Source organism: Pseudomonas sp. NFPP07 (assembly GCF_900115645.1).
Taxonomy (GTDB): Bacteria; Pseudomonadota; Gammaproteobacteria; order Pseudomonadales; family Pseudomonadaceae; genus Aquipseudomonas; species Aquipseudomonas chlororaphis.
Map to the genome: position 1 here is coordinate 367660 of NZ_FOXG01000002.1, position 23073 is coordinate 390732.

At 63.7% G+C, this 23073-nt stretch carries 21 protein-coding genes; 6 read left to right on the forward strand and 15 right to left on the reverse strand.

The genetic code is table 11. From position 1 onward, the window contains the following. Positions 1 to 168 precede the first annotated feature (168 nt). Both BM019_RS06735 and BM019_RS06740 read left to right on the forward strand, forming a co-directional pair. On the forward strand, positions 169 to 582 hold the full coding sequence (locus BM019_RS06735) for a DUF4398 domain-containing protein (RefSeq protein WP_007927961.1): 414 nt from the start codon (positions 169 to 171) through the stop codon (positions 580 to 582). Positions 583 to 635: 53 nt separating this feature from the next. Further along, the gene (locus BM019_RS06740; protein ID WP_087091362.1) at positions 636 to 1424 is read left to right on the forward strand and encodes a lipotoxin F family OmpA-related lipoprotein LptF; all 789 of its coding nucleotides are present in this window, start codon (positions 636 to 638) and stop codon (positions 1422 to 1424) included. Between the two features lie 109 nt (positions 1425 to 1533). Here the strand turns inward: BM019_RS06740 and BM019_RS06745 are convergent, their stop codons facing one another. The 15 genes from BM019_RS06745 to BM019_RS06815 all read right to left on the reverse strand — a co-directional run bounded on the left by BM019_RS06745 (position 1534) and on the right by BM019_RS06815 (position 17895). Next, complete coding sequence (locus tag BM019_RS06745) at positions 1534 to 1860, reverse strand: PA3694 family proteiin (protein ID WP_009042358.1); 327 nt, start codon at positions 1858 to 1860, stop codon at positions 1534 to 1536. Continuing rightward, entirely contained in the window at positions 1857 to 2774 is a 918-nt protein-coding gene (locus tag BM019_RS06750; protein ID WP_007927967.1) for an alpha/beta hydrolase, read from the reverse strand. Before BM019_RS06750 ends, BM019_RS06745 begins: the two co-directional genes overlap by 4 nt. Before the next feature lie 117 nt (positions 2775 to 2891). After that, complete coding sequence (locus BM019_RS06755; protein WP_087091361.1) at positions 2892 to 4169, reverse strand: flavohemoglobin expression-modulating QEGLA motif protein; 1278 nt, start codon at positions 4167 to 4169, stop codon at positions 2892 to 2894. Positions 4170 to 4202: 33 nt separating this feature from the next. Further along, positions 4203 to 4748, reverse strand: a complete 546-nt coding sequence (locus tag BM019_RS06760) for a hypothetical protein (protein ID WP_087091360.1) — start codon at positions 4746 to 4748, stop codon at positions 4203 to 4205. 63 nt (positions 4749 to 4811) lie between these two features. Continuing rightward, the gene (locus tag BM019_RS06765; protein WP_009042355.1) at positions 4812 to 5528 is read right to left on the reverse strand and encodes a TetR/AcrR family transcriptional regulator; all 717 of its coding nucleotides are present in this window, start codon (positions 5526 to 5528) and stop codon (positions 4812 to 4814) included. Between the two features lie 101 nt (positions 5529 to 5629). Next, positions 5630 to 7129 carry a lysine--tRNA ligase gene (lysS, locus tag BM019_RS06770; RefSeq protein ID WP_092417888.1) on the reverse strand — a complete coding sequence of 500 codons (1500 nt, stop codon included), beginning with the start codon at positions 7127 to 7129 and terminating at the stop codon, positions 5630 to 5632. Between the two features lie 110 nt (positions 7130 to 7239). After that, a protein-coding gene (gene prfB / locus BM019_RS06775; protein WP_114759940.1) for a peptide chain release factor 2 occupies positions 7240 to 8335 on the reverse strand; the annotation gives its coding sequence in 2 pieces (ribosomal slippage) (positions 7240 to 8262 and positions 8264 to 8335; 1095 coding nt in all). A gap of 108 nt (positions 8336 to 8443) precedes the next feature. Next, positions 8444 to 9445, reverse strand: a complete 1002-nt coding sequence (locus BM019_RS06780; RefSeq protein WP_007927977.1) for a response regulator — start codon at positions 9443 to 9445, stop codon at positions 8444 to 8446. Between the two features lie 48 nt (positions 9446 to 9493). Next, on the reverse strand, positions 9494 to 10507 hold the full coding sequence (locus BM019_RS06785) for a chemotaxis response regulator protein-glutamate methylesterase (protein WP_062823559.1): 1014 nt from the start codon (positions 10505 to 10507) through the stop codon (positions 9494 to 9496). Then, entirely contained in the window at positions 10504 to 12840 is a 2337-nt protein-coding gene (locus tag BM019_RS06790; protein ID WP_009042353.1) for a hybrid sensor histidine kinase/response regulator, read from the reverse strand. Before BM019_RS06790 ends, BM019_RS06785 begins: the two co-directional genes overlap by 4 nt. Beyond that, entirely contained in the window at positions 12837 to 13517 is a 681-nt protein-coding gene (locus BM019_RS06795; RefSeq protein ID WP_062823561.1) for a chemotaxis protein CheW, read from the reverse strand. The genes BM019_RS06790 and BM019_RS06795 overlap by 4 nt, the downstream gene beginning before the upstream one ends. Then, positions 13514 to 14785 carry a CheR family methyltransferase gene (locus BM019_RS06800; RefSeq protein ID WP_092417889.1) on the reverse strand — a complete coding sequence of 424 codons (1272 nt, stop codon included), beginning with the start codon at positions 14783 to 14785 and terminating at the stop codon, positions 13514 to 13516. Before BM019_RS06800 ends, BM019_RS06795 begins: the two co-directional genes overlap by 4 nt. Further along, positions 14782 to 15318 carry a chemotaxis protein CheW gene (locus BM019_RS06805; RefSeq protein WP_092417890.1) on the reverse strand — a complete coding sequence of 179 codons (537 nt, stop codon included), beginning with the start codon at positions 15316 to 15318 and terminating at the stop codon, positions 14782 to 14784. The genes BM019_RS06800 and BM019_RS06805 overlap by 4 nt, the downstream gene beginning before the upstream one ends. Then, on the reverse strand, positions 15318 to 16940 hold the full coding sequence (locus tag BM019_RS06810) for a methyl-accepting chemotaxis protein (RefSeq protein WP_092417891.1): 1623 nt from the start codon (positions 16938 to 16940) through the stop codon (positions 15318 to 15320). The genes BM019_RS06805 and BM019_RS06810 overlap by 1 nt, the downstream gene beginning before the upstream one ends. 232 nt (positions 16941 to 17172) lie before the next feature. Continuing rightward, positions 17173 to 17895 carry a tellurite resistance TerB family protein gene (locus BM019_RS06815; RefSeq protein WP_092417892.1) on the reverse strand — a complete coding sequence of 241 codons (723 nt, stop codon included), beginning with the start codon at positions 17893 to 17895 and terminating at the stop codon, positions 17173 to 17175. A gap of 189 nt (positions 17896 to 18084) precedes the next feature. On the opposite strand from BM019_RS06815, the gene BM019_RS06820 reads away from it, so the two are divergent. The 4 genes from BM019_RS06820 to BM019_RS06835 all read left to right on the forward strand — a co-directional run bounded on the left by BM019_RS06820 (position 18085) and on the right by BM019_RS06835 (position 23073). Beyond that, positions 18085 to 18999 carry a LysR family transcriptional regulator gene (locus BM019_RS06820; protein WP_092417893.1) on the forward strand — a complete coding sequence of 305 codons (915 nt, stop codon included), beginning with the start codon at positions 18085 to 18087 and terminating at the stop codon, positions 18997 to 18999. A 104-nt stretch (positions 19000 to 19103) separates the two neighbouring features. After that, positions 19104 to 20594, forward strand: a complete 1491-nt coding sequence (locus tag BM019_RS06825) for a gamma-aminobutyraldehyde dehydrogenase (protein WP_092417894.1) — start codon at positions 19104 to 19106, stop codon at positions 20592 to 20594. 87 nt (positions 20595 to 20681) lie between these two features. Further along, entirely contained in the window at positions 20682 to 21833 is a 1152-nt protein-coding gene (ydcS, locus tag BM019_RS06830; RefSeq protein ID WP_092417895.1) for a putative ABC transporter substrate-binding protein YdcS, read from the forward strand. A gap of 202 nt (positions 21834 to 22035) precedes the next feature. Continuing rightward, complete coding sequence (locus tag BM019_RS06835) at positions 22036 to 23073, forward strand: ABC transporter ATP-binding protein (RefSeq protein ID WP_092417896.1); 1038 nt, start codon at positions 22036 to 22038, stop codon at positions 23071 to 23073.

The window sequence follows — 23073 nt, forward strand, 5'->3', positions numbered from 1 at the left end:
AATTTCCGGGCAATAAGCCATCTTCTCTGAACTATTCAAAAAAGCCTCGGGTCACAGCCAATAACCATCACTGGAACGGCCGTTTCATTTTCAACGCCCTCAGCCTTGTCACTCAGCGTTACGGCGTCGGAACCGGGATGGATTTTGATGTTTTTCAGGAGTTATCCAATGGAGTTGAAGACCATGAAGATCAGCACTGCCAAATCCTCGTCAACCTCTCTGCGCGGGCTGAAACTGGCCGCGCTGGCTCTCGGTAGCAGCCTGGTCCTGGCCGGTTGCGCCGGTAATCCGCCAAGCGAGCAATACGCGGTGACGCAATCTGCGGTCAACAGCGCAGTCAGCGCAGGCGGTACCGAATTTGCCGCGGTGGAAATGAAATCGGCTCAGGACAAGCTCAAGCAAGCCGAGCTCGCCATGCACGACAAGAACTACGACGAAGCCCGGCGTCTGGCCGAGCAGGCCGAATGGGACGCCCGCGTCGCCGAGCGCAAGGCTCAGGCAGCCAAGGCCGAACAGGCATTGAAGGACTCTCAGAAAGGCGTTCAGGAACTACGTCAGGAAGGCATGCGCAGCGTGCAATGAGCCGCGAGCGCCGATTCCCACGTATTCGCAATCGATAAAAGGACGAAACCATTATGCGTAAACAACTGATGATCCCTGCCCTGTTGGCCCTGAGCGTAGCGCTGGCGGCATGCTCCACCCCACCTAACGCCAACCTGGAAAACGCCCGGACCAACTACTCCGCCCTGCAGGCCAATCCGCAGGCCACCAAGGTGGCAGCCCTGGAAACCAAGGACGCCAGCGAATGGCTGGACAAGGCTGACAAGGCCTACCTGAACAAGGAGGACGAAAAGAAGGTCGACCAATTGGCCTACCTGACCAACCAGCGGATTGAAGTGGCCAAGCAGACCATCGCCCTGCGCACCGCGGAAACCCAGCTCAAGGACGCCGGCGACCAGCGCGCCAAGGCGCTTCTGGATGCCCGTGACGCGCAGATCAAGCAACTGCAATCGAGCCTCAACGCCAAGCAGACCGACCGCGGTACCCTGGTGACCTTCGGTGACGTACTGTTCGCCACCAACAAGGCCGACCTGAAATCCAGCGGCCTGGTCAACATCAACAAGCTGGCGCAGTTCCTGCGCGACAACCCTGACCGCAAAGTGATAGTCGAAGGCTACACCGACAGCACCGGCAGCGCAGCCTACAACCAGTCGCTGTCCGAGCGCCGCGCCACGTCGGTACAGGTCGCCCTGATCAAGATGGGTGTCGATCCGGCACGCATCGTCGCCCAGGGTTATGGCAAGGAATATCCGGTTGCCGACAACGGCAGTGTTTCCGGACGCGCCATGAACCGTCGCGTGGAAGTGACCATTTCCAACGACAACCAGCCGGTCGCGCCACGTTCGGCCATCAGCGCCAACTAAGCCCGCCCCCGCGCGATAAACCGCGCACCCAATAAAAAGCCCCGCCTTGATCGGCGGGGCTTTTTTATTGCGGTAACCGGATCGCGGCTTGCGCTGGGAGGCCTTTCGGTCACTGCTCCAGCTTCGGGGTTTCCTGGCCCATGCAGCGCACGGCGCGCTTCTTGTTGTTGATCAGCACGCCCGTCAACCCCTTCTGCTCGGTGTCGAACAGCACCAGCACGCCATCGATGCATTGCGCCACCTCGGCGGCCGGCTCCAGGGACACCTTGTAGTCTTCGCCGGGCACGGTCTTGAGCATGGTGAAATCGTTGAGCAGCAACGCATCCTCCGGCTTGGCGAAATGCAGGTAGCCGTAGTACCACAGGCACGCCACGGTGCCGAGGATGCTGCAGATACCGGTGATGATCAGGGGGATGGCGTTACGTTCTTCGCTCATTGCGGACTCTCTGGAGGTTCTACGACTGGATTCAAAGGTGTGGGGTAATTGGGGATTTCCCCCAGGCGGCGCAGGCCGTTGAAATGCTGCGGATCCTCAAGGTAACGCAACATCACCTGGCGCCAGACCGGGTCGGCGAAGGTCTGCACATGACCGCCTCGGGTCAGCTGCAGCACCCTGGGCGGGGGCGCAGCTTGATACAGACGGATGCCGTTGGAAAGCGGTACGAGGGAATCGTCGATGCTGTGGTAGATCAGCTTGGGCACGCCATCCAGGCGCGCCATGGCCTTGATCGCACTGTCGCCATCGGGCACCAGCCACGACAGCGGCACCTGGAACGGCCAGGTCATCCAGGACGTGCTCAGGGCAAAACGGCCCACCTCGCGGTAACTGGCCGGTACCCCGTCGAAGACAATGGCCTTGAGCTGGCGCTGGCGTTCCGGATGCTGCTCCACCAGATAGTGGATGGCCAGGGCGCCGCCCAGGCTCTGGCCCAGGACGATCAGCGGCTTGCCCTGGACCTCGGGCGCCCGGTCCAGCCACTGGAAGGCCGCGTCGACGTCCTGGTAGATCGCCGGCAGGCTCGGTTTGCCTTGCGACACCCCGTAGCCACGGTAGTCCACCAGCAGCACCTGATAGCCCTGCTCCGGCAACCACCAACTGCCGCCGAGGTGCCCGGACAGGTTGCCGCCATTGCCGTGCAGGTGCAGCACCGTGCCCTTGACCGGCACCCCGGCCTTGGCCGGCAGCCACCAGCCGTGCAAGCGCGTACCGTCGGCGGCGGTCAGGGTGACGTCGCGGTAGTCGAGCCGGGCCTTGTCCGGGGTGAACGGCAAACCGCGCTCGGGATAGAACAGCAGCGAGCTGCAACCGCTCAGGGTCAGCAGCAGGCAGACAATGCTGAGGACTCGCATCCGTTTGAAGCCTTATGCCGAGAGTGAAAAACGCCCCCTGCAGGAGCGAGCTTGCTCGCGATACGTGGTGTCAGGCACATCGCCATCGCGAGCAAGCTCGCTCCTACACAGAGGGGGTTACAGGATGTTCGAGTAATCCGCCTCGATCCGGTCCAGGCTCAGGTGATTGAGGAAGTTGGAGAAGCACATCCAGGCCGACAGCGCGTTCATGTCGCGGAACTGGTCCGGCAGGTACTTGGGCGGCACCACCAGGCCTTCGTCGACCAACTGGCGCAGGGTCCGCATGTCCTCCAGGGTGGTCTTGCCGCAGAACAGCAACGGTATCTGCTCGAGCTTGCCCTTGCGCACGGCCAACTGAATGTAGTTGTAAACCATGATGAAGCCCTTGAGATAGGACAAGTCTTTGGTGAATGGCAGGCCCGTCGGCACCGAACCGCGGAACACCCGGCTGGCATTGCCATAACTTTCGGCCATTTCGAAACCCTGCTCGCGAAAGAACTCGAACACCTGCATGAAGTCCGCGCCCTCCTCCACCATGTGAATGGCGCGAGTGCGGTTGGTCAGCTTGCGCAGACGGCTCGGGTAGGAGGCGAAGGTAATGATCTCCATCAGGATCGCCAGGCCTTCCTGGGTCACGGTCGACGAGGGCGGGCCCTTGGACAGGAAGGTGCAGATCGGCTGGTTCAGGCCATTGAGGGTAGTGCCCACGTGGACCAGGCCTTCGTGGACTTCCAGGGCGCGCACATCGCGATCGTTGAACAGCGCGTCGGCGCGGATCTTGATGTAGTCGGCGCCGGCCGCCGCGTCGGCGACGATGCCATCGGACTCGAAGACCCGGATGGTTTCCTCGGCCTCGCCGAACACCTTGTTCAGCCGGCTTTGCAGCAGGTTCACCGCTTCCTTGGCGCTCAGGGTCTTGGGTTCGTCCTTGAGATCGCCACGGCCGTCGATATTGTTCAGGTAATCCGAGAGCATCAGGCCCAGGTCGGCCAGGGTCGGGTCGCCGGCATGAAAGGCGTCGGAGGCCGCGCCGTAGAGCTCCTGGGAAATCAGCCCGAAATCCTCGGTGCCACGGGCCTCGAGCATCCGCACCACCATGCGGTACTCCTTGCACATGCGCCGCATGATCTGCCCCACCGGGTTGAACTGGCCCAGTTGCCGGGTGATGTCACGCTCGATGTTCTGGAACTCCAGCTTCACCGCGCTGGAGTCGAAAGACAGCGGCCGGCCTTCGTAATAGGCGCGGTCCACCGCCGGCATTTCCTTGCCATTGGCCTTGAGGAAACCTTTGCGGATGTTGTCATCCCACTTCACCGCATCCAGTACGCGGATCGGCGTCTGTGCCAGCACAATGCGATCGGACAAGGTGCGTATCGTCTGCTGGTAATCGTCCACCCCAAAACTCCCGTTAAAACGTCTGTACTGCGTTTACTTGCCTGCCCGCTGGAAGCGCGCCGCCTCGACGAACACGTCGGAGTTGGCGGGATCGTCCAGATAGGCGAAAACCTGTGGCAGCGCGCTGTCGATCAGCACGCCCTCGCCGTCCTTGGTGTCGAACGGTTCGCCCCGCAGGGCATTCTGCCCGCGGGCCTGATTGATCTGCTCGAGATCGAGCTGGTAGAGCACCAGCTCGTGTTCGTCGGTCAACTCGAAACCGGCGATGGTGAAATGCCCACCGAGCGCCTGGGGCACCGCCGCCGAGAGATACCAGCGGCTGCCGTGGCGGGAAACGGTGAACTCGTAAGTATCGTGCTGCTGCGGCTTGGCCTTGACGGAAGTGACGGCCTTGTAGCGGTTGTTGCCGATGCGGCTCAGTTGCAGGGTGAGCGGTTCGCCCCAGGCATTCTTGCTGGTCCATTTACCGAGCAACGCCGCGGGCGCCGCCTGATCGGCCGGCAAGGGTTCCTTGAAGGACACCAGGCAGCCACTGAGCAGCAGGAACGACAAGGCGATCACAACGCGCCAGGCTTTCATTCAACACTCCCTATCAGCAGTCGCCCCGTAGCCGCTAGCGCAGCCTGCGTTCGGGCGGGCGGATCACACCGAGGCCAATACCAGGTGCATGTACCGGGTCAGAATACCCAGCATGTCCTCGTCGGCCAGCGGCTCTGCCCCGTTGAGCAGGCCCTGATATTCCATCCGTCCGATTATAGACGTCAACACTTTGGCATCCTGTTGCGGCTCGCGGGAACCCAATACCTGGAAAAACTGGCAGGTGCCCTGCAGCAGGATCTGCTGGTGGGAACGTACCAGCAGCGCCAGGCGCGGGTTGAGCAGCGCCTCCTGGCGAAACGCCTGCTCGGCCATCAGATGCTCGCGGCGGTTGTGCAGTTGGCGCTGCACGTAATCGGCGGTCAGGCGGGCAATGTCATCGGCCAGTTGCGCGCGGGACTCCGGGCTGCCGTCGCCATAGGCGACCATCTCCCGCAGCAAGCCCTCGTTGTTGGCCCACAGCTTGGCCATGAAGGCAGCACTGCGCTCGACGTATTGGGCAAAGGTATCGGTGAGCAGGTCATCGATATCCTTGAAGTAGTAGGTGGTGGCCGACAGCGGCACACCGGCTTCGGCGGCGACCGCGCGATGGCGCACGGCGCGCACGCCATCGCGCACGACGATGCGCATGGCCGCGTCGAGAATATCCTGGCGACGTTGCTCACTGCCCTGTCGGCTGGCCTTGCGACCCTGGTACTGAACACTTTCAGCGACCGCAGTGGCGATGCCAGCTGCACCTTCTTGAGCAATTGCACGGTTCACGACAGGTATTCCTCTCACATAAAAAATGAAAAAAGCAGTACGTCAGTGCCACACAGACAATAAAAAGCCGCCTGTTAGCGGCGGCTTTTTATTCAACATATTTACGCTTGCGGCCGCATGTGCGGGAACAGGATCACGTCGCGGATCGACGGGGAGTTGGTCAGCAGCATCACCAGGCGGTCGATGCCGATACCTTCACCGGCGGTCGGCGGCATGCCGTACTCCAGGGCGCGAACGAAGTCGGCATCGTAGTGCATGGCTTCGTCGTCACCGGCGTTCTTGTCGGCCACCTGGGCCATGAAACGCTCGGCCTGGTCTTCCGCGTCGTTCAACTCGGAGTAGGCGTTGGCGATTTCGCGGCCACCGATGAACAGCTCGAAACGGTCGGTCACGTTCGGGTTCTCGTCGTTGCGACGGGCCAGCGGCGAGACTTCGAACGGGTACTGGGTGATGAAGTGCGGCTGCTCCAGCTTGTGCTCGACCAGTTCTTCGAAAATCATCACCTGCAGCTTGCCCAGGCCTTCGAAGCCGAGGACCTTGGCGCCGGCCTTCTTGGCGATGGCACGAGCCTTGTCGATGTCGTTCAGGTCCTCAAAGGTCAGCTCAGGGTTGTACTTGAGGATCGAGTCGAACACCGACAGGCGGGCGAACGGCTCGCCGAAGTGGAACACCTTGTCGCCGTACGGCACGTCGGTGCTGCCCAGGACCAGCTGCGCCAGTTCGCGGAACAGTTCTTCGGTCAGGTCCATGTTGTCTTCGTAGTCGGCGTAGGCCTGGTAGAACTCCAACATGGTGAATTCAGGGTTGTGCCGGGTCGAAACGCCTTCGTTGCGGAAGTTGCGGTTGATCTCGAACACTTTCTCGAAGCCACCGACCACCAGGCGCTTGAGGTACAGCTCCGGGGCGATACGCAGGAACATTTCCATGTCCAGGGCGTTGTGGTGGGTCTCGAACGGCTTGGCCGCCGCACCGCCGGGAATGGTCTGCAGCATCGGCGTTTCCACTTCCAGGAAGTCACGCTTCATCAGGAAGCTGCGGATATGGGCGATGACTTGCGAACGCACGCGGAAGGTTTCGCGTACGTCTTCGTTGACGATCAGGTCGACGTAGCGCTGGCGATAGCGCTGCTCGGTATCGGTCAGGCCGTGGTGCTTGTCCGGCAGCGGACGCAGCGACTTGGTCAGCAGGCGTACCTGGGTCATCTCGACGTACAGGTCGCCCTTGCCGGAACGGGCCAGGGTGCCTTCGGCGGCGATGATGTCGCCCAGGTCCCAGGTCTTGACCGCGTCCAGGGTTTCCTCCGGCAGGGTCTTGCGGTTGACGTAGACCTGGATCCGCCCGGTCATGTCCTGGATCACCATGAACGAGCCACGGTTGAGCATGATGCGACCGGCAACCTTGACCGGGATTGCAGCCTCGGCCAGCTCTTCCTTGGTCTTGTCCGCGTATTGCTTCTGCAGGTCGTTGCAGTAGTTGTCGCGGCGGAAGTCGTTCGGGAAGGCATTGCCCTTGGCGCGCTCGGCAGCAAGCTTTTCCTTGCGCAGGGCGATCAGGGTGTTTTCTTCCTGTTGCAGGGCCTGGTCGAGTTGTAGGTCGCTCATGTCTTTAAATTTTCCATCACAGGTACGTTGCCCCTTGCCTGTGGCAAGGGATCGCGGGCCAGCCTCGCTCCTACAGAAGCGCGCCGTGCCCGCGGCATGGGTGTCGCGGCTTACAGCCCCGATTTCAGGCTGGCCACCAGGTATTCGTCGATGTCGCCGTCGAGCACCTTGTCGCAGTCACTGCGTTCGATGTTGGTACGCAGATCCTTGATCCGCGAGGCATCGAGCACGTAGGAGCGGATCTGGTGACCCCAGCCGATGTCGGACTTGGTGTCTTCCAGCGCCTGGGAAGCGGCGTTGCGCTTCTGCATTTCCTGCTCGTACAACTTGGCCCGCAGCATCTTCATGGCGGTGTCCTTGTTGGCGTGCTGGGAACGTTCGTTCTGGCAGCTGACCACGGTGTTGGTCGGTACGTGGGTGATACGCACGGCCGAGTCGGTGGTGTTTACGTGCTGGCCACCGGCACCGGAGGAACGATAGGTGTCGATGCGCAGGTCCGCCGGGTTGATCTCGATTTCCACCTTGTCGTCGATCTCGGGCGAGACGAATACGGCCGAGAACGAGGTGTGGCGGCGGGCGCCGGAGTCGAACGGGCTCTTGCGCACCAGGCGGTGCACGCCGATCTCGGTACGCAGCCAGCCAAAGGCGTACTCGCCCTTGATGTGCACGGTGGCGCCCTTGATCCCGGCGACTTCGCCTTCGGACAGTTCCATGATGGTGGCGTCGAAGCCACGCTTGGAGGCCCAGCGCAGGTACATGCGCAGCAGGATGTTGGCCCAGTCCTGGGCTTCGGTGCCGCCGGAGCCGGCCTGGATGTCCAGGTAGGCGTTGTTCATGTCCATTTCGCCGCTGAACATGCGACGGAATTCCAGCTTGGCCAGGGCCTCGTCGAGACGGGTCAGTTCGGCGACCACATCGCCTACCGCGCCTTCGTCGTTCTCTTCGACGGCCATGTCCAGCAGATCGCGGCAATCGGCCAGGCCACCGGACAATTCGTCCAGGGTCTCGACGATCTGTGCCAGCGCGGAGCGCTCGCGACCCAGTTCCTGGGCGTATTCAGGCTTGTTCCAGACGTTCGGATCTTCAAGCTCGCGGTTGACCTCGGTCAGACGCTCATGCTTTTGATCGTAGTCAAAGATACCCCCGAATAGTTTCGGAGCGCTCGGACAGGTCCTTGATAGTGTTAAGGATCGGGTTGATTTCCATGGCAGGCAGCACTCGTTGGCGAACTTTTGAAAGCCGGCGAGTATAACGTAATCAAGCTGGTGCGGCAGCCCGCCTGGCGGCTTTAGGCCCCCGCGGTGGCGGTTTTTTTCACTCGATCCCCACCTGATTGCGACCATTGTGCTTGGCCAGATACAGGCCTTTGTCGGCGGCCGAGATCAATTGCCGGCAACTGGTGCTCGGCTGCGGCGTCATGGTGGACAGACCGATGCTGATGGTCAGGCTCGCCCCTTCGGTCGGCGCGATATGCGGAATCTTCAGCGCGGCCACGGTCTGGCGCAGTTTCTCGGCCACCAGCCGCGCCCCGCCGGGCGAGGTGTTCGGCAGCACCAGGGCAAACTCCTCCCCGCCATAACGCGCCGGCAGATCCGACGGTCGGCTGCTGGCTTCGCGGATCGCCGTCGCCACCTTGCGCAGGGCTTCATCGCCTTCCAGATGACCGAAGTTGTCGTTGTAGGACTTGAAGTAATCGACATCGATCATCAGCAGCGACAACTGGGTCTGGTCGCGCATTGCCCGGCGCCATTCCAGCTCCAGGTACTCGTCGAAATGCCGGCGGTTGGACAGGCCGGTCAGGCCATCGGAGTTCATCAGGCGCTGCAGCACCAGGTTGGTATCGAGCAGCTGCTGCTGGCTGACCCGCAGCGCGCGATAGGCCGCGTCCCGCTGCAACAGGGTCATGTAGGAGCGCGAGTGGTAACGGATGCGCGCCACCAGCTCGATATTGTCCGGCAGCTTGACCAGGTAATCGTTGGCCCCGGCGGCGAAGGCCGCACTCTTGATCAGCGGGTCTTCCTTGGTCGAAAGCACGATGATCGGAATGTTCTGGGTCGCCGGGTGGTTGCGGTACTCGCGCACCAGCGTCAACCCGTCCAGGCCCGGCATCACCAGGTCCTGCAGGATCACCGTCGGCTTGATGCGGATCGCCTGGGCAATGGCCTGGTGCGGGTCGGCACAAAAGTGGAAGTCGATGTTTTCTTCATTCGCCAACCCACGCCGCACAGCCTCACCGATCATTGCCTGGTCGTCGACCAGCAGCACCATCGCAGCATTTTCATCGGTTTTAAAATCGTCGAGCTGTAAATCATTCATGGGTTGTCACCTGAGTTGCTACCTGGCCAGGACAGCTGCGTTTGTCGGTCATTTGGCAAATATCTCCAGCAATCGTGGAGCGATCTTGTCCAGTGGGCGAATCTCTACGGCAGCGTCGATGGCAGCGGCCGCCTTGGGCATGCCATACACCGCACTACTATTCTGGTCCTGGGCGATGGTCAGGTAACCCTGATCGCGCATCAGTTTCAGGCCCTGGGCGCCGTCGCGACCCATGCCCGTCAGCAGTACGCCGACCGCATCGCCGTTCCAGTAATTGGCGACACTTTCAAAAAACACATCGATCGATGGCCGATAGATCTCGTTTACCGGCTCGGCGGTGTAGGCCAGGGTGCCGTTCTTCAACAGCCGGATATGGTGGTTGGTCCCCGCCAGCAGCACCGTACCGCTCTGCGGTGGCTCGCCTTCGCGGGCCAGGCGCACCTTGAGCCCGGAGGCGCTGCTCAGCCATTCGGCCATGCCCGCGGCGAACACCTGGTCGACATGCTGCACCAACACGATGGCGGCCGGGAAATGGGCGGGCAGCCCCTTGAGCAACACTTCCAGCGCCGCCGGGCCACCGGCGGACGAACCGATCGCCACCAGGCCCTGGCGTTGCGCCATGGTGCGCATCGGCACCGGTACCGAACGCACGCGGTTGCCGCGCTGCTGGCCGATCAGCCAGCCGATATTGAGGATCTTGCGCAGTAAAGGCGCCGCCGCTTCCTGCGCATTGCCGGCCCCCAGGGCCGGTGTATCGACCACGTCCAGCGCGCCATGCCCCATGGCCTCGAACACCCGATGCACGTTCTGCTGGCGATCCACCGTGACGATCACGATAGCGCAAGGGGTTTCGGCCATGATCCGGCGGGTCGCCTCCACGCCGTCCATCACGGGCATGATCAGGTCCATCAGGATCAGGTCGGGCGTCAGCTGGGCGCAGTACTCGACCGCCTCGGCGCCATTGGTCGCGACCCACACCACTTCGTGCGCGGGTTCGAAGGCCAGGGCCCGGCGCAGGGCCTCCACGGCCATGGGCATGTCATTGACGATCGCGATTTTCATGCCCGCGCTCCTCCAATCAGTTCCACCACCGCATCCAGCAGGGCGTCATCATGGAAACTGGCTTTGGCTAGATAATAGTCGGCCCCGGCATCCAGTCCACGGCGCCGGTCCTCTTCACGATCCTTGTAGGAAACCACCATCACCGGCAACGACTGCAGGCGATTGTCACGGCGCAGGAGTGTGACCAATTCAATCCCATCCATTCGGGGCATATCGATGTCGGTGATCAGCAGGTCGAAGTCTTCCGAACGCAAGGCGTTCCAGCCATCCATGCCGTCGACGGCGACCGCTACGTCATAACCACGGTTGAGTAAAAGCTTGCGTTGCAGCTCACGCACGGTGAGCGAGTCGTCGACCACCAGGATGCGCTTGCGCGCCGTCTCGGCCTGATGGCGGTTGTGCCGGGCAATGCGTTCCAGGCGGCCGGTATTGAGCAGCTTGTCCACCGAACGCAGCATGTCCTCGACGTCGACGATCAGCACCACGGAGCCGTCATCGAGCAAGGCTCCGGCGGAAATGTCCTGGACCTTGCCCAGGCGGTCGTCCAGCGGCAGCACCACCAGGGTCCGCTCGCCGATGAAACGCTCGACCGCCACGCCATAGACCGCGTCGCGCTCGCGAATCACCACGACCTTGAGCGTGGATTCGTTGTTCTGCCCCGCCGGGCGTTGCAGCAACTGGCTGGCCGCGACCAGGCCGACGTGGCGGCCTTCGTGCCAGAAATGCTGGCGCCCTTCCAGCTGGACAATGTCATCGGGCTCCAGATCGCACATGCGTTCGATATGCGCCAGCGGGAAGGCATAGGCCTCTTCGCCGACCTCCACCACCAGGCTGCGCACCACCGACAGGGTCAGCGGCACTTCGAGGTGGAAACGACTGCCCTGCCCCGCCACCTGCTCCAACTGCACCGCGCCGCGCAACTGGCGCACCATGTGCTGCACCGCGTCCAGGCCGACACCGCGCCCGGACACCTCGGTGACCTTGTCCCGCAGGCTGAAGCCCGGCAGGAACAGGAAGGTCAGCAGCTCTTCTTCGCTCAGCTGGGCAGCGGTCTCGGCGGGGGACAACTGGCGCTCGACGATGCTCTGGCGTACCCGTTCCAGGTCGACGCCATTACCGTCATCGCTCAACTCCAGCACCAGCAGCCCGGCCTGGTGGGAAGCGCGCAGGCGAATCAGGCCCTCGGCCGGCTTGCCCGCCAGCAGCCGCTGTTCGGGCGTTTCGATGCCATGATCGACCGCGTTGCGCAGCAGGTGGGTCAGCGGCGCCTCGAGTTTTTCCAGCACATCGCGATCGACCTGGGTCTTCTCGCCCTCGACCTCCAGGCGAACCTGCTTGCCCAGGCTGCGCCCCAGGTCGCGAACCATCCGCACCTGGCCCACCAGCACATCGGCGAACGGCCGCATGCGACAGGCCAGCGCGGTGTCGTAGAGCACCTGGGCGCGCTGGCTGGCCTGCCAGCCGAATTCATCCAGCTCGGCGGTTTTCTCCGTCAGCACCTGCTGGGACTCCGCCAGCAGGCGTCGCGCATCTTCCAGGGCTTCGAGGGCCTCCAGGCCCAGCACCTGCTCCTTGAGATGCCCATTGAGGTTTTCCAAAGCGCGCAGGCCGTTGCTCTGCAGGCGCTTGAGGCGCTGCAAGGCCGCCAGGTACGGCTTCAGGCGCTGGGTTTCCACCAGCGACTTGCTCGACAGGTCGAGCAGGCTGTTCAGGCGTTCGGCCGTGACCCGCAACACCCGTTCGCCCCCCTCGGCGAGCTTCTTGCCCTTGTGCGTAATCGCCGCGGCTGTCTCTTGCAGCGTTTCCTGCAACACCTCCTGCGGCATCTCGAACGGCGGCACCTGTGGTTCGGGTTCGACCCGCGGAGCCTGCATTTGCAGCTCGGCCATGGGCGGCAGGTTCGGCTCGATCCGGGGCAGGACAACGCCCGCAGGCGCCGCGCCCGGCGAGCCGACCAACTGCTCCATGAGCGCCACGTAGGCGGCAATGTCCTGCTCACTGACTTCGCTGCCCGGCGTGGCGATACGCATCAGGAAATCGGTGCCCTGCAGCAGCGCATCGATATGTTCGGGCCGCAGGTACAGCCGCCCTTCCTGGGCGCTGACCAGGCAATCTTCCATCACATGGGCCACGCTGACCCCGGCGTCGACCCCGACGATCCGCGCCGCGCCCTTGAGCGAGTGGGCGGCGCGCATGCAGGCTTCCAGCTGGTCGGCCTGGGTCGGATTGCGCTCCAGCGCCAGCAGGCCGGCACTGAGTACCTGGGTCTGGGCTTCGGCTTCCAGGCTGAAGAGTTCGAGCAGCGAGGCGTCGCGCATTTGATCGGGGGTCATGTCAGGCTCCGGGTCACGGCGGACAGCAACTGCTCTTCATCCAGCCAACGCAGGCTGCGGCCCTTCCATTGCAGGACGCCACGGGTGTACTTGGCACTGGCCTGCTGGCCGGAAACCGCGGCGGCGTCCAGGGTGCGCTCGTCGATGGCATGGATGCCCTCCACCTCGTCCACCGGCACCACCACCGGGCCGCCCTGGGCGGCGATGATCAACATCCGCGGAATCACCCGCGCCCCCGACACGACCGTGCTGGTGGTGTCCAGCCCCAGCAACTCCACCAATGACAGGCACGCCACCAGCGCGCCACGCACATTCGCCACGCCCAGCAAGGCCCGCGAACGCTGGTGCGGCAAGGAATGGATCGGCTGCAGCGGCGCCACTTCCACCAGGCAACGGGTGGCAATGCCCAGCCATTCCTCGCCCAGGCGGAACATCAGTAACGAACGGGTGACGACATCCGTATCGGCCGCGACCGCTTGCTCATGGCGCTCCTGCTGCAGCGCATAGCGGTCGAGCAGGCGGGTGGCCGCGGCGGAATACACCGAGCAATTGCGGCAATGCACATGCCCGGCCAGCAACGGGCAACTCTTGTCGCCGTGGATACCGATACGGTTCCAGCAATCGTCGATGGCCTGCGCATCTTCGTGGGTCACGTTCAACGAAACAGAGCCGCTCATGATTTACGCTCACTGTCTGCTGCACGGCCGCTGCGGGCCGCGCGCTCCTGCAATCGACGGGCACCGGCGACGTCTCCCTGGGAAGCCAGCAAGGCGGCCAGGTGCGCCAGCGCTTCGGCGTGCTGCGGATCCAGGTACAGGGCCTTGCGATAGAAACCCTGGGCTTCCAGGGCGCTGCCCGCCACGTCGCTGAGCAGCCCCAGCCAATAGAACACCTGCGCCGCCGGCTCGTGGGTGTCCAGGTAATGCTCGCAAGCCACCCGGGCCTCGGCGCTTTTGCCTTCGTTGGCCAGGGCCGCGATGCTCGCCAGCAACGTCGTGGCATCGCTGGCCGGCCTGGTCGGCGCAGGGCGCGGGCTCGCCACCGCACTGGAAAACGGCCGGCTGCGCACGGGCGGCGCGATGCCGCGCACCGGCTGGCGCGCCGGCAATGCGCTCGGTACGAAGGCCGGTGCCGGCGTGGGCTCGGGTTCGTTATGCCGGCTGAAGGCAAAGGACTGGGCAATGCCGATCGAGCGCATGCCCAGGCGGCCCAGCAGGCTGCCTTCGGCCGGGCCGATGAACAGCACGCCGTCGACATGCGTCAGGCGCTTGAGCACTTCGAACACCTGGCGCTGGGTCGGCTGATCGAAATAGATCAGCAGGTTGCGACAGAAGACAAAATCGTAGGGCGGCTCATTGGCCAGCAAGGTCGGGTCCAGCAGGTTGCCGACCTGCAGGCGCACCTGCTCGCGCACCCGCTCGCTGAGGCTGTAGCGCTCATCTTCGGCGGTGAAATGCCGTTCGCGAAAATCGCTGTGCTGGCCACGAAAGGAGTTCTTGCCGTACACCGCCTGCCTGGCCCGCTCGACCGACAGCGGGCTGACATCGAAGCCATCGACCTTGAATTGATGGGGAGCGAGCCCGGCATCGAACAGGGCCATGGCAATCGAGTACGGCTCCTCGCCGGTGGAACACGGCAGGCTGAGGATGCGCAAGGCGCGCATGCCCTTGAGTTCGGCAAGCCGCGAGCGCGCGAGTTTGGCCAGGGTCGTAAAGGATTCCGGGTAACGGAAAAACCAGGTTTCCGGAACGATCACCGCTTCGATCAGGGCCTGCTGTTCATCCCGCGAGCCTTGCAGGGTCTGCCAGTAATGGTCGGCGCTGGGCGCCTGCTGGGCGATGCTGCGCTGGCGCACCGCGCGCTCGATGATCGCCGGGCCCACCGAGGCCACATCGAGGCCGATGCGCTCCTTGAGAAAATCGAAAAATCTCTGGTCGCTGCTCATGACGACTCCCCGAGCAACGCCGGATCCAGCGGCGGCGAGGGAAACAGCAGCGCACGCACCTCGGCATCCAGCAGATCGTCGACCCGCACCCATTGCAGCAGGCCCTGGGCGTCTTCGTAGACCGGGCCCAGGTACGGCGCATTGCGGTTATCCAGGCCGTAGGCCTTGAAGTCCTGCGGGTTGCAACGCAGGGTGTCAGTGGCCTGCTCGAGGATCAGCCCCAGCAACCGCGCGGGCTGCGCCGCCTGCGGGCGGTAATGCACCAGCACCAGGCGGGTGCTGGTGCGCTCCTGCGCCGGCTGGCCAAAGGTCAGGGCACTCAGGTCGAGCACCGGCACCACCGCGCCGCGATGGGCGAAGACTCCGGCCACCCAGGACGGCGCCCGGGGAATCGGCTTGAGTTGCAGGCGCGGCAATACCTCGACCACCTCGATGGCCTGCAAGGCGTAACGTTCGGTGCCGATGCGGAACACCAGGAACAGCGTGTCTTTCGTCGCCGTCCCCGCGCCGCCTTTCGCTGCGAGCTCGTTCATCAGACTTTGAAACGCGAGACGCCGCTGCGCAGCCCCACCGCCACCTGGCTCAGTTCATCGATGGCGAAACTGGCCTGGCGCAGCGACTCGACGGTCTGGCTGCTGGCATCGCCCAGTTGCACCAGGGCGTGGTTGATCTGCTCGGCACCGGTGGCCTGGGCCTGCATGCCCTCGTTGACCATCAACACCCGCGGCGCCAACGCCTGGACCTGGTGGATGATCTGCGACAGCTGCTCGCCGACCTGCTGCACCTCGGCCATGCCGCGGCGCACTTCTTCGGAGAACTTGTCCATGCCCATGACCCCGGCCGATACCGCCGACTGGATCTCCCGGACCATTTGCTCGATATCGTAGGTGGCGACCGCGGTCTGGTCCGCCAGGCGCCGCACTTCAGTGGCCACCACGGAAAAGCCGCGCCCGTACTCGCCGGCTTTCTCGGCTTCGATCGCGGCGTTGAGCGACAGCAGGTTGGTCTGGTCGGCGACCTTGACGATGGTCACCACCACCTGGTTGATGTTGCCGGCCTTCTCATTGAGGATCGCCAGCTTGGCGTTGACCAGGTCGGCCGCGCCCATCACCGAATGCATGGTTTCTTCCATGCGCGCCAGGCCTTGCTGGCCGGAACCGGCCAGCACCGACGCCTGGTCGGCGGCGGTGGAGACTTCGGTCATGGTGCGCACCAAGTCCCGGGAAGTCGCGGCGATCTCTCGGGAAGTAGCGCCGATCTCGGTGGTGGTCGCCGCGGTCTCGGTGGCGGTCGCCTGTTGCTGCTTGGAGGTGGCGGCGATCTCGGTGACCGAGGTGGTGACCTGGACCGAGGAGCGCTGCGCCTGGGACACCAGGGAGTTGAGCTCGGTCATCATGTCGTTGAAGCCGGTTTCCACGGCGCCGAATTCGTCCTTGCGCTCCAGGTTCAGGCGGCTGGTCAGATCGCCCGTGCGCATGACGTCGAGGATTTTCACGATACGGTTCATCGGCGCCATGATCGCGCGCATCAGCAACAGGCCGCACAGGCCCGCCGCCAGCACCGCCACCAGCAGGGAAACGCCCATGGTGACTTTGGCCGCGGCCACCGCATCGTCGATCTGCGAGGCGGCCGAATCGGCGACTCCTTTGTTCTCGTCGATGATGGCGTTGAGCTTCATCCGGCCGGCGATCCAGGTGGGCGTCAGCTGGTCATGGAATACGCGGACAGCCTCGGCTGCCTGATTACGCCGATGCAGATCCAGGACAGTGGCCTGAATCTTGAGAAACTCCTGATGGTGTTTTTCAAACTCGTCGAACTCCAGCTGGTCGGCCTCACCGCGAAGCGTTCCCTTGTAGCTGGCCATGTATTTCTGCAGGCGTTGCTCGAAGCTTTTGAAATCGGCCTCATCCTTGGCACTGATGCCCTTGCCTTCGTTGAGGCCGATGATTTCCTGGGTATGCAGGAAACTGTCGACCCATGAGCCGCGAACCATCGAACTGAAATAGACCCCGGGAATGGCATCGGAGCGCATGCGGTCTTCGCCGGCCTCGATCTTCAACAAACGGGAGTACGAGGCTATGACCATCAACAGCATGATGGTGATAATCACCGCAAAGCTCGCCAAAATGCGTTGGCGCAACGTCCAGTTCTTCACAGTCAGTCCTCGGGGCCATTCAAATGGTGGGGAGTATAGCCGAGGGCGTGCCATCATTTATCAGCGTATTGCGCACCACGTCTCACTCAGAGCGAAAGGCAGGGTCCGCTCTGGAGGGCTACTTTCCGCCAGATGACTCGAGTGCCGCCAGTGATGATCCGGCATAAGCAGAGGGTATTTCAGCCATCAAAGAGGGCGTGCGAAGCTTTCTCCAGCGCACGCCCGATTGGCGTCAAAGATTGGCCTGGCGCACCTGTTTTTCCAGTTCGAGTTTCAACCCCGGCTCCAGCTTGAGTTGACGCGCCAGCTCATCCAGATAGGCCTTTTCCATGAAGTTTTCCTCGTCCACCAGCATCACGCTGGCGACGTACATTTCGGCGGCCATTTCCGGGGTGCCGGCAGCACGCGCCACATCCGCCGGGTCCAAGGGTTTGTTGAGTTCGGCGTGCAGCCAGTGCTGCAGTTCCTGATCGTTGTCCAGCCGGGTGAACTCACCTTCGATCAGGGCGCGCTCGCGCTCGTCGATATGGCCATCGGCCTTGGCCGCGGCCACCAGCGCCTTGAGGATCGCCTGGCTGTGCTGTTCGACCTGTTGCGCAGGCAAGCGGTCGAGGGTCTGCGGCTCGCTTTGCGGCGCGCCGGCCTGCTGCGCCTGCCAGTTGCCGTAGGCCTTGTAGGCGATCACGCCCAACGCCGCCAGGCCGCCATAGGTCAGCGCCTTGCCGCCGAATTTGCGGGCTTTTTTATTGCCCAGCAACAGGCCCATGGCGCCGGCCGCCAACGCCCCGCCGCCAGCGCCGGACAACAGGCTGCCGAGCCCGCCGGAACCGCCACCGAGCAAGCCGCCCAGCGCGCCCTTGTCGGCGGATGCCTTGTTCTGCTGCGCCCCGGCCTTGTTCTGCAACAGGTCCTGGCCAGACTTGAGCAATTGATCGAGCAATCCACGGGTGTTCATCCAAACCTCCAGCAACTTGAGTTGATCGAATCAATAAGGCCACCAGCCTAGATCGAAGTGCCCCGATCCTGGGCTCGAGTGTGCTTCCAGATGTTGCTTCGCCAGGCTCGCTCACATGCCTGGGCAGCCCTTCGATTAAAAAGATATACACTCGAAAAAATCGATAAAACCGCCTGACCGGTGATGCCCATGATGACCTTGCGCCAGATCCGTCACTTCATCGCCGTGGCCGAGACCGGCTCGATCTCGTCCGCCGCCCAGGCGGTGTTCATTTCCCAGTCGACCCTGACCCTGGCGATCCAGCAGCTCGAACAGGAAATCGGCATCAGCCTGTTCAACCGCCATGCCAAGGGCATGACCCTGACTCACCAGGGCCATCAGTTCCTGCGCCAGGCGCACCTGATCCTGGCCACCGTCGACAACGCCAAGCGCAGCCTGCAACAGAGCACCGACCAGGTGGCTGGCCAGTTGATCGTCGGCGTCACCAGCCTGGTCGCCGGTTACTACCTGGCAGACTTGCTCACGCGTTTCCAGCGCGCCTACCCCAATGTGGAAATCCGCGTGATGGAGGATGAGCGTCCCTACATCGAGCACTTGCTGGTCAGCGGCGAGATCGACATCGGGGTGTTGATCCTCTCCAATCTCGAGGACCGCCATGCCCTGCAGACCGAAGTGCTGACCCACTCCCCCCACCGCCTGTGGCTGCCCGCCCAGCACCCGCTACTGGAACACGACAGCATCGGCCTGGCGGATGTCGCTCGCGAGCCGCTGATCCAGCTCAACGTCGATGAAATGGATCGCAATGCCCAGCGCCTGTGGTCCGGCGCCGGCCTGCAACCGCGCATCAGCTTGCGCACCGCCTCCACCGAAGCGGTGCGCAGCCTGGTGGCGGCCGGGCTTGGGGTGTCGATCCAGCCGGACATGACCTATCGCCCCTGGTCGCTGGAAGGCGACATCATCGAGGCCCGGCCCATCGCCGACCTCAGCCAGACCCTCGATGTCGGCCTGGCCTGGCGCCGGGGCACGGCGCGCCCGGTGCTGGTCGACCCGTTCCTGACCGTGGCTCGTGAACAGCCCCACGGCGGGCGCAAGCCATCTATTTAATCGAACGCTGCATTCAGTATTTGGTATTTGTCGAGCACCGGCCCCGCCACTAGTCTCTGATCATCCGTCCAGAGAGGGCCGGGCCTCCGTCACTGGAGAGCACCATGGCCATACCAGAAAAGAGAACCCGGAAAATGGCTGGCGCGCAGACTCCGTTGTCCACCGCTTTGTTGATCGATGGCGAATTGGTCGCCGGCCAGGGGCTTATCGAACCTATCCTCAACCCGGCCACCGGCGAAGTGCTGACCCGGATCGCCGAGGCCAGCAGCGAACAGGTGGAAGGCGCGATCCTCGCTGCCCACCGCGCCTTTACCGACTGGTCGCGCACCACGCCCCAGCAACGCTCGAACATCCTCCTGGCGATTGCCAATGCCGTGGAAAAGCAGGCCGACCACCTGGCCCGCCTGGAATCGCTGAACTGCGGCAAGCCGCTGCACCTGGCGCGCCAGGACGATCTGGGCGCCACCGTCGACGTGTTCCGTTTTTTCGCCGGCGCCGTGCGCTGCCAGACCGGCCAGCTCGCCGGCGAGTACCTGCCGGGCTATACCAGCATGGTGCGGCGCGACCCTATCGGCGTGGTGGCGTCCATCGCGCCGTGGAACTACCCGATCATGATGGCCGCCTGGAAGATCGCCCCGGCCCTGGCCGCCGGCAATACCCTGGTGTTCAAGCCGTCGGAGCATACCCCGCTGTCGATCCTGGCCCTGGCGCCGACCCTGGCCGAACTGCTGCCGCGCGGCGTGCTGAACATTGTCTGCGGCGGTGGCGAAGGCGTGGGCAGCCACCTGGTCAGCCACCCCAAGGTGCGCATGGTGTCGCTGACCGGCGATATCGTCACCGGGCAGAAGATCCTCCAGGCCGCCTCGAAAACCCTGAAGCGCACGCACCTGGAACTGGGCGGCAAGGCCCCGGTGATCGTCTGCAACGACGCCGACCTGCAGGCCGTGGTCGAGGGCGTGCGCAACTACGGCTATTACAACGCCGGGCAGGACTGCACCGCGGCCTGCCGGATCTATGCCCAGGGCGGGATCCATGACCGTCTGGTGGCCGAACTGGGCGCCGCCGTGAGCAGCCTGCGGTTCGCCGGCAAGCGCGATGCCGACAACGAGATCGGCCCGCTGATCAGCACTCGCCAGCGCGACCGCGTGGCCAGCTTCGTCGAACGCGCCCTGGGCCAGCCGCATATCGAACGGGTGACCGGCGCGGCGGTGCATTCGGGCGCCGGCTTCTATTACCAGCCGACCCTGCTGGCCGGCTGCCGGCAGCAGGATGAAATCGTCCAGCGCGAAGTGTTCGGCCCGGTGGTCACCGTCACCCGCTTCGACGAGCTGGCGCAGGCGGTGGACTGGGCCAACGACTCGGAATACGGCCTGGCCTCGTCGGTCTGGACCCAAAACCTGGACAAGGCCATGCAGGTGGCGGCACGCCTGCAATACGGCTGCACCTGGATCAACAGCCATTTCATGCTGGCCAGCGAAATGCCCCACGGCGGCTTGAAACGCTCCGGCTACGGCAAGGACCTGTCCAGCGATTCGCTGCAGGACTACAGCGTGGTGCGCCACATCATGGCCCGCCACGGCAATGACCTGGAATAACGGCACTAAGCTGATAACAAGCCCTTAGGGCGCGCTCCATCACGTTCACAACTGCCCCGACCATAATTTGAAGAAGAGGGTTTCCCCATGTTCGTACACAAGACCGCACTGCTCAGTGCAATCACCACCGCCCTGCTGGCCAGCGCCAGCCTCCAGGCCGCCGAACCGCTCAAGGCCGTCGGCGCCGGCGAAGGCCAGCTGGATATCGTGGCCTGGCCCGGCTACATCGAACGTGGCGAAAGCGACAAGAATTACGACTGGGTCACCGGCTTCGAGAAGGAGACCGGTTGCAAGGTCAACGTCAAGACCGCGGGCACCTCCGACGAGATGGTCAGCCTGATGGCCAAGGGCGGCTACGACCTGGTCACCGCGTCCGGCGACGCCTCCCTGCGGCTGATCGTCGGCAAGCGCGTGCAGCCAATCAACACCGCGCTGATTCCCAACTGGAAAAACCTCGACCCACGCCTCAAGGACGCGCCCTGGTACGTGGTCGACAAGCAGACCTACGGCACGCCCTACCAGTGGGGCCCGAACGTGCTGATGTACAACACCACCGTCTTCAAGCAGGCACCGACCAGCTGGAGCGTGCTGTTCGACGCGCAGAACCTGCCGGACGGCAAGCCCAACAAGGGCCGCGTGCAGGCCTATGACGGGCCGATCTACATCGCCGATGCCGCGCTGTACCTCAAGAGCGCGAAACCGGAACTGGGGATCCAGAACCCCTACGAACTGACCGAGGCCCAGTACAAGGCGGTGCTCGACCTGCTGCGCGCCCAGCAGCCGCTGGTCCACCGCTACTGGCACGACACCACGGTACAGATGAGCGACTTCAAGAACGAAGGCGTGGTCGCCGCCAGCTCCTGGCCGTATCAGGTCAACGGCCTGATCAACGAGAAACAGCCAATCGCCTCGACCATTCCCAAGGAAGGGGCCACCGGCTGGGCCGACACCACCATGCTGCACAGCGAGGCCAAGCACCCCAACTGTGCCTACAAGTGGATGGACTGGTCGCTCACGCCGAAGGTCCAGGGCGACGTCGCCGCCTGGTTCGGCTCGCTGCCAGCCGTGCCGGCGGCCTGCCAGGAAAGCCAACTGCTGGGCGCCGAGGGCTGCAAGACCAACGGCTTCGACCAGTTCGACAAGATCGCCTTCTGGAAAACCCCGCAGGCCGAGGGCGGCAAGTTCGTGCCGTACAGCCGCTGGACCCAGGATTACATCGCAATAATGGGCGGCAGGTGAGTTCCCTGTAGTCGCTGCCGCAGGCTGCGCAAGGTCCACAGGACCTTCTGCCCCCTCAAGATCGCCGCGCCCCTGCGGGGCGATCGCAGCCTTCGGCAGCGGCTACAGGTTCCTGCGTCGGGCCGGCTCCAGCAGGAGTGGCCTACGCCGCCAGACCTGATCCCGCTTATTTCGACAGCGCGCTTTCCCGGAGCACCGCACCATGACGCTTGCAGTCCAGTTCACCAACGTTTCCCGGCAGTTCGGCGAGGTGAAGGCCGTCGACCGGGTGTCCATCGAGATCCAGGACGGCGAGTTCTTTTCCATGCTCGGCCCTTCCGGTTCGGGCAAGACCACCTGTCTGCGCCTGATCGCCGGCTTCGAACAGCCGAGCGCCGGCTCGATCCACATCCACGGGGCCGAAGCCACCGGGTTGCCGCCCTACCAGCGCGACGTCAACACCGTGTTCCAGGATTACGCGCTGTTTCCCCATATGAACGTGCGCGACAACGTGGCCTACGGCCTGAAAGTCAAAGGCGTCGCCAAGGCCGAACGCCTCAAGCGCGCCGAAGAAGCCCTGGCCATGGTCGCCCTGCAAGGCTACGGCGAACGCAAGCCGGTGCAGCTGTCCGGCGGCCAGCGCCAGCGCGTGGCCCTGGCCCGGGCGCTGGTCAATCGGCCGCGGGTCCTGCTGCTGGACGAGCCCCTGGGAGCGCTGGACCTGAAGCTGCGCGAACAGATGCAGGGCGAACTGAAGAAGCTGCAGCGCCAGCTCGGCATCACCTTCATTTTCGTCACCCACGACCAGACCGAAGCCCTGTCGATGTCCGACCGCGTGGCGGTGTTCAACAAGGGCCGCATCGAGCAGGTCGACAGCCCGCGCAACCTGTACATGAAGCCGGCCACCACCTTCGTCGCCGAGTTCGTCGGCACCTCCAACGTGATTCGCGGCGAGCTGGCCGAACGCCTGAGCGGCAGCCAGCGGCCCTTCTCGATCCGCCCGGAACATGTGCGTTTCGCCGAAGGCCCGCTGCCCAGCCACGAGATCGAAGTCAGCGGCCTGCTGCACGATATCCAGTACCAGGGCAGCGCCACCCGCTACGAGTTGCAACTGGACAACGGCCAGACCCTCAGCATCAGCCGGGCCAACGACCAATGGCTGGACAGCGGCGCCCAGCACCAGACCGGGCAACGCCTCAGCGCGCGCTGGGCCCGCGCAGCGATGATCCCGCTGGCCGATACCCTGGCGAGCAGGGTGTGA